This is a genomic window from Patescibacteria group bacterium (genome assembly GCA_035549555.1).
Classification (GTDB): domain Bacteria; phylum Patescibacteriota; class Microgenomatia; order UBA8517; family UBA8517; genus Co84-156.
The window spans coordinates 350,138-366,119 of record DASZQR010000010.1 but is presented as its reverse complement, the minus strand read 5'-3'; the positions used below and the strand labels follow the sequence as shown (position 1 = coordinate 366,119).

The 15,982-nt window shown below is 35.2% G+C and carries 15 protein-coding genes and 1 pseudogene; 15 read left to right on the top strand and 1 reads right to left on the bottom strand.

Going from position 1 to position 15,982, the window contains the following annotated elements; all coding sequences use genetic code 11:
• Positions 1–115: 115 nt before the first annotated feature.
• Genes VG895_02780 through VG895_02765 form a run of 4 tightly spaced genes read left to right on the top strand, consistent with a single transcriptional unit; the run spans position 116 to position 3,300 of the window.
• Positions 116–553, top strand: a complete 438-nt coding sequence (locus VG895_02780) for a hypothetical protein (protein ID HWA51948.1) — start codon at positions 116–118, stop codon at positions 551–553.
• Positions 550–1,371 carry a 16S rRNA (cytosine(1402)-N(4))-methyltransferase RsmH gene (gene rsmH / locus VG895_02775; GenBank protein ID HWA51947.1) on the top strand — a complete coding sequence of 274 codons (822 nt, stop codon included), beginning with the start codon at positions 550–552 and terminating at the stop codon, positions 1,369–1,371. The genes VG895_02780 and rsmH overlap by 4 nt, the downstream gene beginning before the upstream one ends.
• Positions 1,349–1,624: a hypothetical protein gene (locus tag VG895_02770; protein HWA51946.1), complete on the top strand. Its 276-nt coding sequence runs from the start codon at positions 1,349–1,351 to the stop codon at positions 1,622–1,624. The genes rsmH and VG895_02770 overlap by 23 nt, the downstream gene beginning before the upstream one ends.
• Positions 1,621–3,300, top strand: a complete 1,680-nt coding sequence (locus VG895_02765; protein HWA51945.1) for a penicillin-binding protein 2 — start codon at positions 1,621–1,623, stop codon at positions 3,298–3,300. Before VG895_02770 ends, VG895_02765 begins: the two co-directional genes overlap by 4 nt.
• Here the strand turns inward: VG895_02765 and VG895_02760 are convergent.
• On the bottom strand, positions 3,297–3,983 hold the full coding sequence (locus VG895_02760; protein HWA51944.1) for a M15 family metallopeptidase: 687 nt from the start codon (positions 3,981–3,983) through the stop codon (positions 3,297–3,299). The two genes, VG895_02765 and VG895_02760, sit on opposite strands and share 4 nt — an antisense overlap.
• A 52-nt stretch (positions 3,984–4,035) precedes the next feature.
• Between VG895_02760 and mraY the strand changes: the two genes are divergently transcribed.
• The 11 genes and pseudogenes from mraY to VG895_02705 all read left to right on the top strand — a co-directional run bounded on the left by mraY (position 4,036) and on the right by VG895_02705 (position 15,972).
• Positions 4,036–5,088, top strand: coding sequence for a phospho-N-acetylmuramoyl-pentapeptide-transferase (mraY, locus tag VG895_02755; protein ID HWA51943.1), 1,053 nt, complete (start codon positions 4,036–4,038; stop codon positions 5,086–5,088).
• Positions 5,089–5,091: 3 nt separating this feature from the next.
• Positions 5,092–6,165 carry a putative lipid II flippase FtsW gene (gene ftsW / locus VG895_02750; protein HWA51942.1) on the top strand — a complete coding sequence of 358 codons (1,074 nt, stop codon included), beginning with the start codon at positions 5,092–5,094 and terminating at the stop codon, positions 6,163–6,165.
• A complete protein-coding gene (locus VG895_02745; GenBank protein ID HWA51941.1) occupies positions 6,149–7,264 on the top strand; it encodes a UDP-N-acetylglucosamine--N-acetylmuramyl-(pentapeptide) pyrophosphoryl-undecaprenol N-acetylglucosamine transferase in 1,116 nt (371 codons plus the stop codon). The genes ftsW and VG895_02745 overlap by 17 nt, the downstream gene beginning before the upstream one ends.
• Positions 7,261–7,920, top strand: coding sequence for a hypothetical protein (locus tag VG895_02740; GenBank protein ID HWA51940.1), 660 nt, complete (start codon positions 7,261–7,263; stop codon positions 7,918–7,920). The genes VG895_02745 and VG895_02740 overlap by 4 nt, the downstream gene beginning before the upstream one ends.
• Positions 7,921–7,924: 4 nt before the next feature.
• Positions 7,925–9,193 (top strand): cell division protein FtsA, encoded by a 1,269-nt coding sequence (gene ftsA / locus VG895_02735; GenBank protein HWA51939.1) that lies wholly within the window; start codon positions 7,925–7,927, stop codon positions 9,191–9,193.
• Positions 9,194–9,253: 60 nt separating this feature from the next.
• Positions 9,254–10,216, top strand: a pseudogene (gene ftsZ, locus VG895_02730) (cell division protein FtsZ).
• A gap of 212 nt (positions 10,217–10,428) precedes the next feature.
• Complete coding sequence (locus VG895_02725; GenBank protein HWA51938.1) at positions 10,429–10,680, top strand: hypothetical protein; 252 nt, start codon at positions 10,429–10,431, stop codon at positions 10,678–10,680.
• Positions 10,681–10,790: 110 nt separating this feature from the next.
• The gene (locus VG895_02720) at positions 10,791–11,741 is read left to right on the top strand and encodes a phosphodiester glycosidase family protein (protein HWA51937.1); all 951 of its coding nucleotides are present in this window, start codon (positions 10,791–10,793) and stop codon (positions 11,739–11,741) included.
• A 21-nt stretch (positions 11,742–11,762) separates the two neighbouring features.
• Positions 11,763–12,029, top strand: coding sequence for a hypothetical protein (locus VG895_02715; GenBank protein ID HWA51936.1), 267 nt, complete (start codon positions 11,763–11,765; stop codon positions 12,027–12,029).
• A 147-nt stretch (positions 12,030–12,176) separates the two neighbouring features.
• On the top strand, positions 12,177–14,924 hold the full coding sequence (gene ileS / locus VG895_02710) for an isoleucine--tRNA ligase (GenBank protein ID HWA51935.1): 2,748 nt from the start codon (positions 12,177–12,179) through the stop codon (positions 14,922–14,924).
• Positions 14,925–14,949: 25 nt separating this feature from the next.
• Positions 14,950–15,972, top strand: coding sequence for an FtsW/RodA/SpoVE family cell cycle protein (locus VG895_02705; GenBank protein ID HWA51934.1), 1,023 nt, complete (start codon positions 14,950–14,952; stop codon positions 15,970–15,972).
• Positions 15,973–15,982 lie beyond the last annotated feature (10 nt).

Below are 15,982 nucleotides of genomic sequence, written 5' to 3'. Positions count from 1 at the left end.
TAGCATGTTCTATTTTGTTCGGTGAATATTCCTGTTGACATTGCGTGAAAAAAACTTCAGAATGGATAAAAGTGGTGAGAAGTGTCACCAATAAGCCTGCCCAGACTTATAGAAAATGATAATTGGGTCGTACGAAAGCAGTTTGGGCGATAAAAGGCGAACGGCAGTTCCTAGAAAATTTCTAGGAGAGCTTGGGGAAGAATTTATTGTAGCTAAATGGTATGAGAATTGTCTGGTTTTAGTTAGTAATGAATTTTGGAATAAAGTAATTGATCGATTAACTGGCGGAACAAAAGTTTTAGAGCTTGGGGTAAGAGATATAGATAGATTTATTATCGGAAGTGCGTTTCAGGTTACGCCAGATGAGCAGGGAAGAATAATTATTCCAGAAATTTTGGCACAATATGCACATTTAGAAAGAGATTTAATATTTGTAGGGCTTGGAGATAGAGTCGAGATCTGGAATAAAAATGATTGGGATTTGAAAAGTGTTGAAGTAGCAAAAACTACAAAGGAATTTATTGAAAGTTTGTCAGAGAGGAATAAAAAATGACAGTTTTACACGAGCCAGTACTTTTGAAAGAGGTGATTGAAGAATTGCACATTAAAAATCAAGGAAAGTATATTGACGCAACAGAAGGAGCGGGAGGTTATACAAAAGCAATTGTCGATGCCGGAGGAGAAGTTTTGGGAATTGATGCAGATGATTCAATGCTTGAAATTGCAAAACAGAATGTTGATAGCGAGAAAGCAAAATTGGTTAACGGAAATTTTAGAAATATTAAAGAGATTGCAACTCGTTATGACTTTTACCCAGCTGATGGAATTGTTTTTGATCTGGGGATAAGCAATGTACATTTTGCAGATGAAAAAAGAGGCTTTTCGTTTAAAAATCCTGATGCGATTTTGGATATGAGACTAAATTCAGAAACGCAAGGAGTTATGGCGAAAGATTTATTAAATGGTTTGAGAGAAGATCAGCTTGAAGAATTATTTGGACGAAGCTTGGCTTTGAGAATTATTAATTTTAGAAAGCAGAAATTATTTGAAAAAGTTGGTGATCTTTTAAGTTTATTTCCGGAGAAAAAGTTTGCGGATAAAACACATCCAGCGACTAAAGCATTTTTAATGTTACGTATTGCAGTCAATAGCGAACTTGAGAATTTAAAGGAAACCTTGCCGCAGGCAATTGAAATTTTAAAGCCTGGGGGAAGACTTGTTGTTGTTAGTTTTAATTCGTCGGAAGACGAAATTGTGAAGCATTATTTACAAAGCAAAAGTTTTGTATTGCCGAGTGATGAGGAAATAAAAAGAAATCCAAAATCACGAAGCGCAATTTTGAGAAGTTATGTCAAAAAAAATAACTCGTAATATTATTATTTTAGTTTTAATTGTACTTTTTGTTGGTACTATTTTTGCAGCTGTTGAAGCATCAGCTGCAGGAAATAAACTTGTTGCTCTTGAAAATAAATATGATGAACTTACTCAGGAAAACCAGGAAATGCAAGATAAACTTGTAGGCAGCACTTCTTTGACAAGTATTGCAAAAGAAGCAAGCAGCTCGGGAATGATATCGCCTGAAGCATATGTTTATATAACAAATTCAGGAATAGCTTTAAGATGAGGACAAAGCTTCGAATATTTGGTTTTTTATTTGTAATTCTTGTTTGCGGGCTTATTGCCAGACTTTTTTTCTGGCAGGTAATTGATGCAAGTAATTTAGCACAGCAAGGACAACTTCAGTATCAGCGCTCTGATTCACTTACTGCGACGCGGGGAAGTATTTATGCAACAGACGGAAGTTACTTGACTACGGATGAAATGGATTGGGATCTTTATGTCACAAAGCCGGATTTGACAGAAAATTCAATTACAATTGCTTCACAAATTGCTCCAATTATAAATGCTGATATAAATGATATAAGGAATAAAATTGATAGCGGAACAGCTTGGATATCATTACAGCATAGAGTGACAAATGATCAAAAGAAAAATATTGAAGCGCTTGATATTGCCGGAGTTGGTTTTGATCCAGAGCCTTCAAGAACATATCCGGAAAGCTCATCGTCAGCGCATATTTTGGGATTTGTTGGAAAAGATGTCAACGGAAACGATAAAGGGTATTTTGGACTTGAAGGTTATTATGATTTAACTCTTGCTGGAAAGCCAGGATTATTGGATCGAGAATCAGATGCAAATGGAACTCCAATTGTTTTTGGAAACTCAAGCCAAGTTGATCCGACACACGGAATTGACTTAGTTACAAATATTGATAAAACTGTGCAGTTTGCAATAGAAAAGGAACTTGCAAACGGACTTGTCCAATACGGATCGAAAGCTGGCTCTGTAATTATGATGGATCCAAACACTGGAGCGATACTTGGCATGGCATCAAGCCCGAGTTTTGATCCAGGACAATATTGGAACTATACAAATGAAGACTTTAAAGATGCTGCGATTTCAAATACTTTTGAACCCGGTTCTATTTTCAAGCCGATTGTGATGGCTTCTGCTCTTGATGCAGGAGTTGTTCAGCCAGATACAGAGTGTGATATTTGCGCAAATATTATAAATGTTGATGGATATCCGATTGATACTTGGGATAGTGTGCATCATCCAAATTCTTCAATGACAGATGTGATTGTAAATTCAGACAATATTGGAATGACTTTTGTAGGGCAGAAATTGGGCCAGGATAAACTTTATGATTATCTTGCTAAATTTGGATTTGGAAAAATAACCGGAATTGATTTGCAGGGAGAAGTTGCATTGCCGCTTCGAACTAAAGATACTTGGAGCGATATTGACACAGCAACTACGACGTTTGGCCAAGGAATTGCTGTTACTCCAATCCAAATACTTCGAGCAATTGGAATTATTGCAAATGGAGGACAAATGGTGAAGCCTGAAGTGGTTAAGGAAATTAAAAATGGCACATGGAGCAGTGAAATTAAATCACAAATTGGGCCAAGGGTTATTTCGCAAAATGCAGCAGGCGAGATTACAGATATGATGGTACATGCAGTTACTGACGGAGAAGCAAAATGGGCCGCTCCAGCTGGGTTTTCAATTGCAGGAAAAACTGGGACTGCACAGATTCCTGTTTCCGGGCACTATGATCCTACAAAAACAATTGCAAGCTTTGTTGGTTTTGCTCCTGCAAAAAATCCAAAATTTGTAATGCTTGTGACGCTTCAAAGCCCGACTTCAAGCGAATGGGGAAGCGAAACTGCAGCTCCGCTTTGGTTTCATATTGCTGAAGATTTATTTCCTTATTTTGGAATAAGCCCAAATAATTAATAGCTTAAGTCTAGTTTAAATATTTTATTTATCAACTGAAATATTTTTCTATGTATTTTAATTACAAATCTCTTTAACAAATTGTATTTTAAATTAGAAATTTCTTCTTCGTATATTTCAGAATATAAAATTTTCTTTTTGTAGAAATCTGCCCATGCTTTATCTCCATAAGAGAAGTGCCAGTATTCTCTTGGATTGGGTGCAAAATTTTCATTTAACATAAGTTTTCTTATTAGCATTCTTTGTTTGTGAGATTCCCTACTTATTTTTTTGGAAAATGGATTAGCCTCTTCATAAAATTTTTGGAAAGGATTAGATAAATTTATTTCTCTGTTAGTTTTTATATTGAATAGTCCAATATCGACTGCTCCTCCTGTTGAATGTGGAGGAATTCCCTCTTTTGGATCAAAAACTAATTTACGAGTATTTTTGTAATTTTTAAATTGTTTTAATCTATAGTTCCAAATTTTTTCTTGGGTTTTTCTTGACCTGTAACCTCCGTTAATTTGAAGTTTTAGATTTTTTGGTAATTTGAATGATACTTTTGCTAGCTTTTTTGAAACTTCATCTCTAATTAATATCGGATATTGTGTTTCAATTCTTTTTTTAATTGGTAATTCTACTAATTTTTGATTGTATTTTTTCACACTTACAAGGTAATCGCTCATGAAATATTTTATCATTTTGTGTAAATTTGCCTCGTTATTGTAAAATAGATTATACTTTTCACAGAACATGAATTTACCAAATCTTTTGCCACTTTCACTTGGTTTTTTGATCTTTTCATTTTTAATTAACGCGGTTTTAATTGTTCCTTTTATTGATCTTCTTTATAAACTTAAATTTCAAAGACAAGTTGAGGGAGGGAAAAATAGCAAATCTCTTTTTGATAAATTGCATGATAAAAAAGCTGGGACACCGACTGGAGGAGGAGTTTTGCTTGTTGTTACAGTTGTTATTATGTTTGCAATATTATTTCCTATCATGTCTTCGCTTGGAGTTTATATAACCACTGCACATAATTTATTAAATGAACTTTTTGTGATCTTTTTTACTTTTATTTCTTTTGGAATTTTGGGGCTTTTGGATGATTATGTAAAAATTTTTAAGAAAGGAAAGGAAGGGCAACTTGGTTATGTCTTTGGTTTAAGTAAAAAAACTAAGTTTGCCATTCAGTTTGTGTTGGCTGGTGTTGTTTCTTTTTGGCTTTATCATTTCTTGGGAATACAGTTTGTGCATATACCACTTCTTTCTCATGTAATTAATCTGGGAATTTTTTACATACCATTTGCAATGTTTGTTATTGTCTTTTTTACAAATGCATTTAATTTTACAGATGGACTTGATGGGCTTGCATCTGGACTTCTCGCTATTTATCTTTTTGCATTTATTGTTATTGCGGCAGCAAATCTGGATACTCCGCTTTCTATTTTTATTGCTCTCTGGATTGGTGCTGTGATGGCATTTTTATATTTTAACGTAAACCCTGCACGTATTTGGCTTGGGGATACTGGTGCTCTTTCTTTTGGTGCAATGATTGCTGTGATCGGACTTTTGACAGGAAATGTCGCGTCGCTTTTTATAATTGGGGGAATATTTGTAATAGAAGCTTTTTCTTCGCTAATACAAATTTTAGGCTGGAAAATTTTAAAAAGGAGAATTTTTCCAATTGCTCCAATCCATCATGCATTTTTGGCGATTGGCTGGGAGGAACCGAAAATTGTTATGCGTGCCTGGCTTGCCGGAATAATGCTAGCGATTTTAGGTCTTTGGCTTGCTAGAATCTAATCTGTGACAAAAAATAATGGACGGACTCTTCTTGTTTTAACTATTGTCTTAACCTTTTTGGGGCTTTTTGCTGTTGCTGATGCGTCTGCTCCTCAAGCGCTCGCTTATTTTCATGACAGTTTTTATTATTTAAAGGAACAAATTGTGTGGGCAATTCTAGGTTTTGCTGCAATGTTTGCTGCAATGATTATTGATTACTCTGTTTGGAAAAAATTTGCATCAATTTTCTTTGCAATCAATGTGGTTTTACTTTTGGTTGTTTTAATTCCTGGAATTGGAAGTCGTGTTTTGGGAGCGAGAAGATGGATAAGTATTGGAAGTTTTACACTTCAGCCATCAGAGCTTATTAAGGTAAGTATTATTTTTTATATTGCAAAGCTTGCTGATTTGAAAAAACCATTTTTAAATTTAATCTTACCTATTGCGCTTGTGGCAGGATTAATTATGTTTGAGCCAGATCTTGGAACTACAATTGTTGTAATAACGATTGGATTGACACAACTTTTTGTGGCAGGAGTTTCTTTAATTCCTTTTGCGGCAACTGGAATAGTTGGGGGATTAATTGGGTTTTTACTTACAATTACATCAAGTTATAGAAGGGCAAGATTGGAAACTTTTTTGAATGCTTCAAGCGACCCGCTTAATCCAAGCAACTATCATATTCGCCAAGTTTTGATTGCTCTTGGGTCCGGAGGCTTTTTTGGAGTGGGGCTTGGGCAAGGTAAACAAAAATATTTATTTTTACCAGAATCGGCAACGGATAGTGTCTTTGCAAATATTGCAGAGGAATTAGGATTTTTGGGAGCGATTGTTGTTATTGGACTACTTTGTTTTTTTATTTATAAATGCATGCAAATTGCAACGCATGCGCCCGATAATTTTTCAACAATTGTTGCGACAGGAATTATTGCCTGGTTTTGCGCTCAGATATTTTTAAATCTGGCATCGATGGTTGCACTTATTCCTTTAACTGGAGTACCGCTTCCGTTCTTTTCTTATGGCGGAAGCAGCTTAACTGTAATACTATTTAGCGTTGGGGTATTATTAAATATTAGCAAGCATGCAAAAGAAGAATGATATTTTAATTACAGGAGGCCATGCAGCAACAACTGCAATTCCTGTGATTGAAAAGTTACAAAAAGAATATTCTGGATATAATTTATTTTGGGTTGGGCCAAAAAGCGCTGTTGAAGGAAAATTTGTACCAACTCTTGCTTCAGAAGTAATGCCAAAACTTGGAGTAAAATTTATTCCAATAACTACAGGAAGATTACAGCGAAAATTTACAATTTGGACTATTCCATCGCTACTTAAAATTCCAATCGGAATTTTGCAATCATTTAAAATTTTGTTTGATATAAAACCAAAAATAATTTTATCTTTTGGAGGATATGCAAGTGTGCCAGTTTGTTTTGCAGGATTTGTTTTAGGAATTCCTGTTTTCGTACACGAACAGACAGTTGCAGTTGGTTTGGCAAATAAAATCTCTTCAAGCTTTGCAAAGAAAATTTTTATCGCGCGAGAAGAGAGTAAGCAGAGCTTGCACGACTGCCTCGGTAAGAAAATTTTTTTGGTTGGGAATCCTATCTCTAGTGAAATTTTAAAAATACCAGCAAAAACTAAAATTTCTAAGTCTCCAACTCTTTATATTACTGGAGGAAGCAGCGGAGCACAAAGAATTAATAATGCAGTTAGCGAAATTTTATACGAACTGCTTAAAAATTATAAAGTAATACACCAAACTGGAAAATTAGATTATCAGAAATTTGAAAATCTAAAGAATGAATTTCCAACGGATCTAAAGAAAAATTATGAAGTTTATGCTTTTTTAGATCCGAAAAATGTTTCGAATATTTTTGAAAAGTCAGATTTGATAATTTCAAGAGCTGGAGCAAATACAATTTCTGAAATTGCGATTACTGGAAGACCTGCGATTATTATTCCAATTCCCTGGACTTCTTATAATGAACAATTTAAAAATGCGCAAATGCTTGAGAAATCCGGACAGGCAATTGTTTTGGAAGAAAAATATTTAACTGGGCAAAATTTACTTAATAAAATTAATTTGGTAATAAAAAATTGGAAGAGTATGGCAAATAAAAAGAGCGAAATTGCAGAGCTTGATAAAAAGGCTGCAGGGAAAATTGTTCAAGAGATAGAGGAATACCTCAAGTGAAGAAGACAATTAGATTAATTATTTTTTTAGTTTTTATTTTTTTAATTTTGTTTTTACTTCTGAAGTTTATTAAGATTCAAAAAATAATTTGCACATCTCAATATGGAAATTGTGATACAACTCTTGAAACTTCAATAAATAATTTGCAAAACAAAAATGAAAATTTTATACAAACTTATTTTGATTTAAAAAATATTTTAAAGAATTCAAAAAGTATTCTAGATTACAGAATTGATTTAGTTTTGCTATTTGATTTTAAAGTAAATGTAATATCGCGAACTGCAATTGTTGCATTTAGTTTAAAGGATGGAAATTATGGACTTATTGATAGGAACGGAGTTTTAATTTCAGAAGTTCGTGATACAAATTTGCCAAAAATAATTAGTTATTATAATCCAACTTCAGATCAGCTTGATTTTATTGCGAATTTGGTTTCGCGAATTTATACTTTGTATACACCAACGCAAACAAAAGTTATGTCTGATGGAATTTATTTTGAGAATTTAAAGGGCAAGACGGTTATTTTTCCAATGGATGGAGATCAGGATGAATTAATTGGTTCTTTAAATATTATTTTTTCACGATTGCCAAGTATAAAAGAAGCTTCTACAATTAGTCAGATTGACTTAAGGTATAAAAATCCTGTATTAAGATAGACACATGAAGAAAAATAGAATTATTGCTGGAATAGATATTGGCTCTTCCAAAATTACTGTTCTTATTGCTCAAGTCGCAACTGACAATGTAACTTTTGAAAATTCTATTCATATTGTTGGAGTTGCTACCAGTCCGTCAAGAGGAATAAAGAAGGGACAAATTGTTGATATTGATGATGCAGTCGAAGCGACAATCTCAGCTGTTGAAGCTGCTGAGCGAATGGCTGGGTATAACTTGAATAGTACATGGGTAACTGTTGGGGGAGCACATATTTCTTCACAAAATTCGACTGGGGTTGTCGCAGTATCTGATCCAAACGGAGAAGTTTCTGCTGAAGATGTTGCACGCGTTATTGAAGCAGCGCGCGCTGTGAGTATGCCAGCATCTCGCGAAATAATTCATGTAATTCCGAGAGATTTTATTGTTGACGGCGAAGGCGGAGTAAAAGATCCAGTTGGGATGGCTGGAGTAAGGCTTGAAGTGGAAACACATCTTGTTACAGTTTCATCTCCAGCGCTTAAAAATTTAACTAAAACGGTCAATGAAGTCGGAGTAAATATTGATGGAGTTGTTTTTAGTGGCATCGCATCAAGCACAGCAGTTTTGTCTGATACAGAAAAAGAATTAGGATGTGTTTTGATTGATATTGGAGCTGGAGCGACTTCTATTGCGGCATTTGTTGATGGAGGATTGGTTTATTCAGGAGCTCTTCCAATTGGAGCGCGAAATGTAACAAATGACTTAGCGATTGGACTTCGTGTTTCGATTGAAACAGCTGAAAAAATAAAGCTTTCACTTTCTCAACCTAAAAAAGATAACACTGCAAAAAGCGATGTGATTGAAGTAGTTGATGATGACACAAAAGAAACCAAAAAGATTTCAAGAAGAACTCTTACTGAAGGAATTATAAGGCCACGATTGAATGAAATATTTACAATGATAAGGCTTGATCTAGAGAAAAATGGAATAATTAATAAAATTCCATCAGGAGCTGTAATTACCGGAGGAGGAGCTTTGACTGTTGGTGTGATTGATAGTGCGAAGCGTATGCTTACACTTCCAGTTCGAATTGGAGAACCAACTGGAGTGGAAGGATTGGTTGATGAAATTTTAAACCCTTCTTTTGCAAGCGCAATTGGTTTGCTTCAATATGGAGTGATGCAAGAACTTCCTGCTGCTAATATAAAAGAAAAGACAAATATAAAAATGAAGTTGCCAAACGCAAATATGTTTGGTAAAGTGATTGATACGATCAAAGATCTTCTGCCCTAATTTGATAAGTGTGATATATTAGGTGGATTATAAGCAAATAGCTTGTAATTGATTACAATTATGGCATTAGTAAAACCTGACGCGGCGCGTATCGCGAAAATAAAAGTTATTGGGGTTGGCGGCGGAGGCGGAAACGCCGTTTCTTCAATGGTGGATAGTGGAACAATAAATGGTGTTGAATTTATTGCTGCAAATACAGATGCACAGGTTCTTCTTTCAACAAGCATTCCTACAAAAATTCAAATTGGTGAGAAATTGACTAAAGGGCTTGGAGTCGGTGGGCATCCTGAAATTGGAGCGCAAGCTGCTGAAGAATCAATAGAAAAAATTAAAGAACTTTTGGTTGGAGCTGATATGGTATTTGTTACTGCGGGGATGGGCGGAGGAACTGGAACTGGAGCGGCGCCTGTTATTGCAAGAATTGCAAAAGAGTCGGGAGCTTTGACTGTTGGAGTCGTGACAAAGCCGTTTACTTTTGAAGGAACAAGAAGAATGATTCTTGCTGAAGAGGGAATTGAAAATCTTCGCAAAGAAGTCGATACATTAATCGTGATTCCAAATCAGAGAATTATGGATGTAGTTGACCGAAAAGTTACTCTTCTTGAAGCATTTCGAGTTGCAGATAGTGTTTTGGGACAGGCAGTCGGAGGAATTGCAGATATTATTACAACTCCTGGCTTAGTTAATGTGGACTTTGCTGACGTTAAAACAATTATGTCTGATGCAGGAAGTGCGCTTCTTGGAGTGGGGACTGGAGTTGGGGAAAATCGTGCACAAATGGCAGCGCGCGCTGCAGTGTCATCTCCTCTACTGGACCTTTCAATTGAAGGAGCAAAAGGAATTCTATTTAATATTGCTGGAGGACCTGACCTTACAATGTTTGAAGTTGATGAAGCTGCAAGAATTATTTCAGGGTCAGCAGATCCTGATGCAAATGTGATCTTTGGAGCTGTAGTTAAAGATGGAATTACAGACCAAGTAAGAATTACAGTTATTGCAACCGGGTTTGATGAAAGCGTTTCGAGAGTTGCTCAAATGACACATTCAATGTCGCCAGCACCAACACTTTCTGGAATGAGCGGAATTATGGGTGAACAAAAGAAGGAAGAGGAAAATCAAATACCACAAAGTAGCATGGAAGAGACAGAGAAACGTGAAGGAATTGTTGAACCAATTAAAAAAGATCAGTTTGAAGATGATTTTGATATTCCTGCGTTTCTTCGTAAAATTCACTGATGCGTTGTGAAAATGATCCGTTTCGTGTAGAAGTTCATACTTCTAATGAAATTTTTGAATCTCAGATTAGTGAGAAAGAGTTTTATTCATTGATTATTAAATTACGTGAGAGGCAGGATGATGCTAAACCTCTAAAGTTGAGAATAAGCTTTGTTGACTGCGATGCAGTTTTGTATGTTATGGATGTTTTTACAGAAGCTGAAGATTATTGTCGATGTGTGGAGAATTTTTTTGATTATAGCTATAATTAAGTATGACAATTGGTGGATTTGTACTTGTAATAATTGCAATGATTGCTGCGATTGTTGGACCGTTACTCTACTACTTCAAAAATAAAAAATAATAGCTTAAGATTAACTTAATGAAAAAAGGTTTTATACCAATTGTTCTTTTGATTTTAGTTCCGTTTATTATCGCTTTAGTTTATATTGCTATAAAACGCGGTGAAATTAAAATTGGTATGCCAACTCCTGTACCGACAGTTTCTACAATTCCAACTGAAAGTTCAACACCAACACCATCTCCATCCCCAATTCCTACTCCAAAAATTACTCCGACGCCAGTTGTGACTGTAAAGCCGACGTTGCCTCCAGTTTCTGGGCCGCCTGGAACAGGAGTTTCTACAATAAATGTGCATACAGAAAAAGGAGATTTCACTGCAACAGTTATGTCTTTTGATTTAGGGAGCACAAGAGTAATAACTGACAGCGCAAACGACTCTGATTGCACAAGCGCTTGCCCAGTTGATAACTTAGCTGATTTTGTTAGTAAAAACGGTGGATTTGCAGGAGTTAATGGAACATATTTTTGTCCGGCGGAGCCGGCGTATGCGAGTTGCGGGCAAAACAATTCCTTTGATTTTAGTTTTTATAACACGAGACTTAATCATTGGATAAATCAAGGAAATTTGGGATATTCAGGACGCTCAATAGTTTATTTTGATGGAAGTGGGGCGCATTATATGCAAAACGCCAGCGGATTTGGAGGAGGGCTGACTGCTGGAATAGTTATGAGCCCAGGATTAGTTGATGGAGGGAATGTGCAAATTGATGATAATCAATCAGGACTCTCCGATAAGCAAAAAGCTGTTGGGCTTAAAGAAGGGATTGGGATTATTGGGACAAATAAAGTGATGATAGTTGTTGCGCAAAGTGTAAATATGGAGCAGTTTGCTTATGTATTTAAAGCATTAAGCGCAACAGGAGCCATGAACCTTGATGAAGGAGGAAGCACAGCAATGTATTATCAAGGAAGATATGTTTTTGGACCAGGGAGAAATATTCCTAATGCTGTTGTTTTTGCAAATAAATGATTTTGGCTGTAAAATAGCCAAATGCGAAGAACTGAACAAGAAGAATCATTTTTCGTTTTATTTAGCAGGACATGTGATAGCCAAGCTGTTTCTGGAGAGGATGCACGAGCCTTTTTAAGGTTTGCTAAAGAAATGGAACAACGCGAAAAATTATTGAAGATGATTTCTTCACGAACTATTTCTCAAGAATCGGTAAATGATTTAATAATCAATGTTGGTGATAACATTCCGAATCTTGATGATAGTATTCAAAGGTTGATTGATAGATATGAAAATGGTGTGTTATAATGACTCAAAGCTTTGATGGATTATCAATCCGGAGCTTGGAGAAGAAACCCGCTCGGCAAAGCGATCGGGGACTAGAACTCAAGGAATAAGATCAAATTAAGGTGGTACCGCGTTCCTTCAAGAATCGCCCTTAGACAAAGGAGCGATATGTCAAAAAAATATTTTAACGAAGTTGATCCAAGGGTAAATTTTCCAAAAATGGAAGAGAATGTTTTGTCTTTTTGGGAAAAAGAAAACATTTTTCAAAAATCTCTTGAAAAAAACAAAAATTCAAAAAAGACGTTTACTTTTTATGAAGGGCCGCCAACTGCAAACGGAAATCCTGGAATTCATCATGTCGAAGCACGTTCTTTTAAAGATATTGTTCCTCGATATAAAACCATGAGAGGATTTGATGTCCCAAGGCAAGCTGGCTGGGATTGTCATGGACTTCCCGTGGAGATTAAAGTTGAAAAAGAACTAGGAATTTCTGGAAAACCTCAGATTGAAGAATACGGAATAAAAGAATTTAATGCACTTTGCCGAAAAAGTGTTTTGCAATATGTTGATGAATGGACAAAATTAACAAAGCGCATGGCTTATTGGGTCGATACTGATAAACCATATTGGACAATGGATAATTCATATATTGAAAAAGAATGGAGGCTTCTTGCTGAAATGTGGGAGAAGGACTTTTTGTATGAAGATTATAAAGTTTTGCCGTATTGCCCAAGATGTGGAACTTCACTTTCTTCTCATGAACTAGCTCTTGGTTATAAAGAGATGACCGAAGATCCATCTGTCTTTATAAAGTTTGAATTGAAAAAGGAAAAAGGAACTTATTTTCTTGCATGGACAACAACACCATGGACGCTTCCGGGAAATGTTGCCTTAGCAGTAGATGAAAAGCAAATTTATATAAAAGTTGAAACGGAAAAAGGTAAATTAATTTTAGCTGAGAAAAGATTTAAAGATTTAAAGATTGAAGGAAAAGTTTTAGAAAAATTTAAAGGAAAAGAATTACTAAATATTGAATATGAACCCTTGTTTAATTATATGTCTTATGACACAAGATCTCATTTTGTTGTAGCTGCTGACTTTGTTTCTATGGACGAAGGGACAGGAATTGTACATACCGCTGTGATGTACGGAGAAGATGATTTTAAACTTGGTAAAAAATATGATCTTCCTATGAAACATTCTGTGAATGAAAAAGGAGAATTTGTTGGAGATGTAACTGCCTGGGCTGGAAAATTTGTAAAAAATAAGACTCTTGAAAAAGAAATTATTGAAACTTTAGATAAAAACGGGAATTTATTCAAGGCCGAAACTTTAAAACACACTTATCCATTTTGTTGGAGATGTGGGACGCCACTTCTTTATTATGCAATGATTTCCTGGTATTTAAAAACTACTGCAGTTAAGGATAAATTAATTGAAAATAATAATAGTGTAAACTGGATTCCAGAACACATCAAAGAAGGCCGTATGGGGGACTGGCTTAATAATAACCATGATTGGGCATTATCGAGAAGCCGTTATTGGGGTACGCCTCTTCCAATTTGGAAATGTGATAATTGCGAGCATACATTATTAGTTGGGAGTGTTAAAGAATTAGAAGAACTTTCTGGAAAAGATTTAAAGAATCTGGATCTTCATAGGCCATTTATTGACGAAATAAAGTTTAAATGCAGCAAGTGTGATAACGGCCATATGGTGCGAGTCAACTTTGTTTTGGATTGCTGGTTTGATAGCGGCGCAATGCCATATGCATCCGGAGCAACACATTTTCCAGCTGATTATATTAGCGAAGCAATCGATCAAACTCGAGGGTGGTTTTATACACTTCTTGCTGAAGCAACCCTTTTAGGACGCGAAAATGCATATAAAAATGTGGTTTGTTTGGGGCATTTGCTTGATGAAAAAGGAAATAAAATGAGCAAATCGAAAGGAAATGTAATTGATCCCTTTGAAGTGATTAATAATGTTGGAGCGGATGCGACAAGATGGTATATGTATTCGACAATTGCACCAGGGCCAAGCTTTAGATTTTCAGAAAATTTAGTGCGCGATGTCATAAAAAGATTTATGTTGGTTTTTTGGAATAGTTATAATTATTTTGTAACTTACTCAAATTTGAATAATTGGGAACCAGGAAAAGAAAAAAAGAGCGAAAATATTTTAGATAGATGGATGGAAGTAAGACTTCAAGAATTAGTTAATAAAATTACAAATAGTTTGGATAATTTTGATATGTTTACTGCTACACATGAGATTGAAGATTTTGTGGTTAAGGATTTTTCGCAGTGGTATATAAGACGAAGTAGAGGTAGAACCGATGATGGATTTTTTGCAACAAGCTATAAAGTATTAGTAACAGTTGCAAAATTGATGGCACCATTTGCGCCGTTTGTTAGCGACGAAATTTATAAAAATTTAACAAAAGAAATTTCAGTGCATTTGGCTGATTGGCCTGAAAGTAAAGAGTTGGACAAAAATAGTCAAAAACTTTTAAATGAAATGGATGAGGTGAGAAAAGCTTCTGAAAAAACTCATTCAATGAGAAAAGAGAGTTTAATATCATTGCGACAACCACTTAATTTGTTGACTGTAGATTATAAATTTAGTGATGAACTTAAAAATGTTTTGATGGATGAAGTTAATGTAAAAAATATTGTTTTTGGAAAAGAATTTAAACTTGATACAAACATAACTGCTGAACTTAAGGCTGAAGGGGAAATGAGAGATGTTGTTCGTAAAATTCAGGAAGAACGCAAGAACTTGAAAACTAATTTAGATGAATTTGTGGATGTTACACTTCCTGATTGGCCAAAGGAATTTGAAGAAGAAATTAAAAAGCGAGCGCTTGTAAAAAATATTTCTAAGGGTGAATTTAAAGTCGAGAGAATTAAGTAGCTTCAAAGCGTGCTAAAATGATTGGATGAATATCACCTCTTCAGGGCTTAAAAAAGATATTGGTTTAATCATTTCTTTTTTTATTTTAATTATTTTTAGCATTGTCATACTTCGTGCAATTGCTCCACATGAGTTTCCAATATATTTTGTTTATATATTTAGCGCTATTGCCGCCTTTTTCATATTTTCTCAAATTGGTTTTGATGTACTGAGCGAATTTAGCAATCATTTTTACATTGGAGGTGTAATTTTATTATTACTTCCTCTTCTGATTGGGCAAGTGACTCGTGGAGTTGTAAGGTGGATTCCTTTGGGACCGATACAAGTACTCCCCTCAGAACTTGTGAGGCCTTTTTTGTTTGTTTTTTTTGCAAATAAACTGACTCAAGATGATTTGCAATTTAAAGAGTTTGCAAAAATTAGTTTTTTATTTTTAGTGATATTTTTATTAATAGTTGTCCAGCCATCGCTTGGAGTCGCAATGCTTACGGCATTTGGATATTTGGGAATAGTTTTAGCAACAACTTTTGATAAAAAGAAAATTATCGCAATTTTGATTGCTGTAATTATTGGCTTGCCGATTTTTTGGCATTTTTTGAAACCCTATCAGCGAGAGCGTATTTTGTCATTTGATAATTATAATAGTGTGCAGGCAACTATTTCTGTTGGAAGCGGAAAAATTACAGGGGAGGGGCTTGGGCAGGGGACACAAACACAGCTTGCTTTTTTGCCTGAAAAACAAACTGACTTTGTTTTTGCAAGTATCGCCCAAGAAATGGGATTTGTGGGAGCCGGATTGGTTTTAATAGTAAGTTTTTTTATGCTTTATAGGATTGTTGCAAATGTAGCAAATGCTTATAATCCTGCGGCGCGCAGTTTTATTTCTGGAGTTTTTGTAGCATTACTTGTGCAAACTTTAGTTCATGTTGGAATGAACATGGGAATTTTGCCAATTACGGGAGTGACTTTGCCGCTTGTTTCTGCTGGAGGAAGCAGCTTGGTTGCAACGGCCATCATGCTTGGAATGGTAATTGGAGCGAAAAAATGATATCATACTT

Excerpts from the sequence above, each read along its gene's own strand:
- VG895_02780 (HWA51948.1), top strand. The coding sequence starts at position 116 with ATGATAATTGGGTCGTACGAAAGCAGTTTGGGCGATAAAAGGCGAACG.
- rsmH (HWA51947.1), top strand. The coding sequence starts at position 550 with ATGACAGTTTTACACGAGCCAGTACTTTTGAAAGAGGTGATTGAAGAA.
- VG895_02770 (HWA51946.1), top strand. The coding sequence starts at position 1,349 with ATGTCAAAAAAAATAACTCGTAATATTATTATTTTAGTTTTAATTGTA.
- VG895_02765 (HWA51945.1), top strand. The coding sequence starts at position 1,621 with ATGAGGACAAAGCTTCGAATATTTGGTTTTTTATTTGTAATTCTTGTT.
- VG895_02760 (HWA51944.1), bottom strand. The coding sequence starts at position 3,983 with ATGATAAAATATTTCATGAGCGATTACCTTGTAAGTGTGAAAAAATAC.
- mraY (HWA51943.1), top strand. The coding sequence starts at position 4,036 with ATGAATTTACCAAATCTTTTGCCACTTTCACTTGGTTTTTTGATCTTT.
- VG895_02745 (HWA51941.1), top strand. The coding sequence starts at position 6,149 with ATGCAAAAGAAGAATGATATTTTAATTACAGGAGGCCATGCAGCAACA.
- ftsA (HWA51939.1), top strand. The coding sequence starts at position 7,925 with ATGAAGAAAAATAGAATTATTGCTGGAATAGATATTGGCTCTTCCAAA.
- VG895_02725 (HWA51938.1), top strand. The coding sequence starts at position 10,429 with ATGCGTTGTGAAAATGATCCGTTTCGTGTAGAAGTTCATACTTCTAAT.
- VG895_02720 (HWA51937.1), top strand. The coding sequence starts at position 10,791 with ATGAAAAAAGGTTTTATACCAATTGTTCTTTTGATTTTAGTTCCGTTT.
- VG895_02715 (HWA51936.1), top strand. The coding sequence starts at position 11,763 with ATGCGAAGAACTGAACAAGAAGAATCATTTTTCGTTTTATTTAGCAGG.
- ileS (HWA51935.1), top strand. The coding sequence starts at position 12,177 with ATGTCAAAAAAATATTTTAACGAAGTTGATCCAAGGGTAAATTTTCCA.
- VG895_02705 (HWA51934.1), top strand. The coding sequence starts at position 14,950 with ATGAATATCACCTCTTCAGGGCTTAAAAAAGATATTGGTTTAATCATT.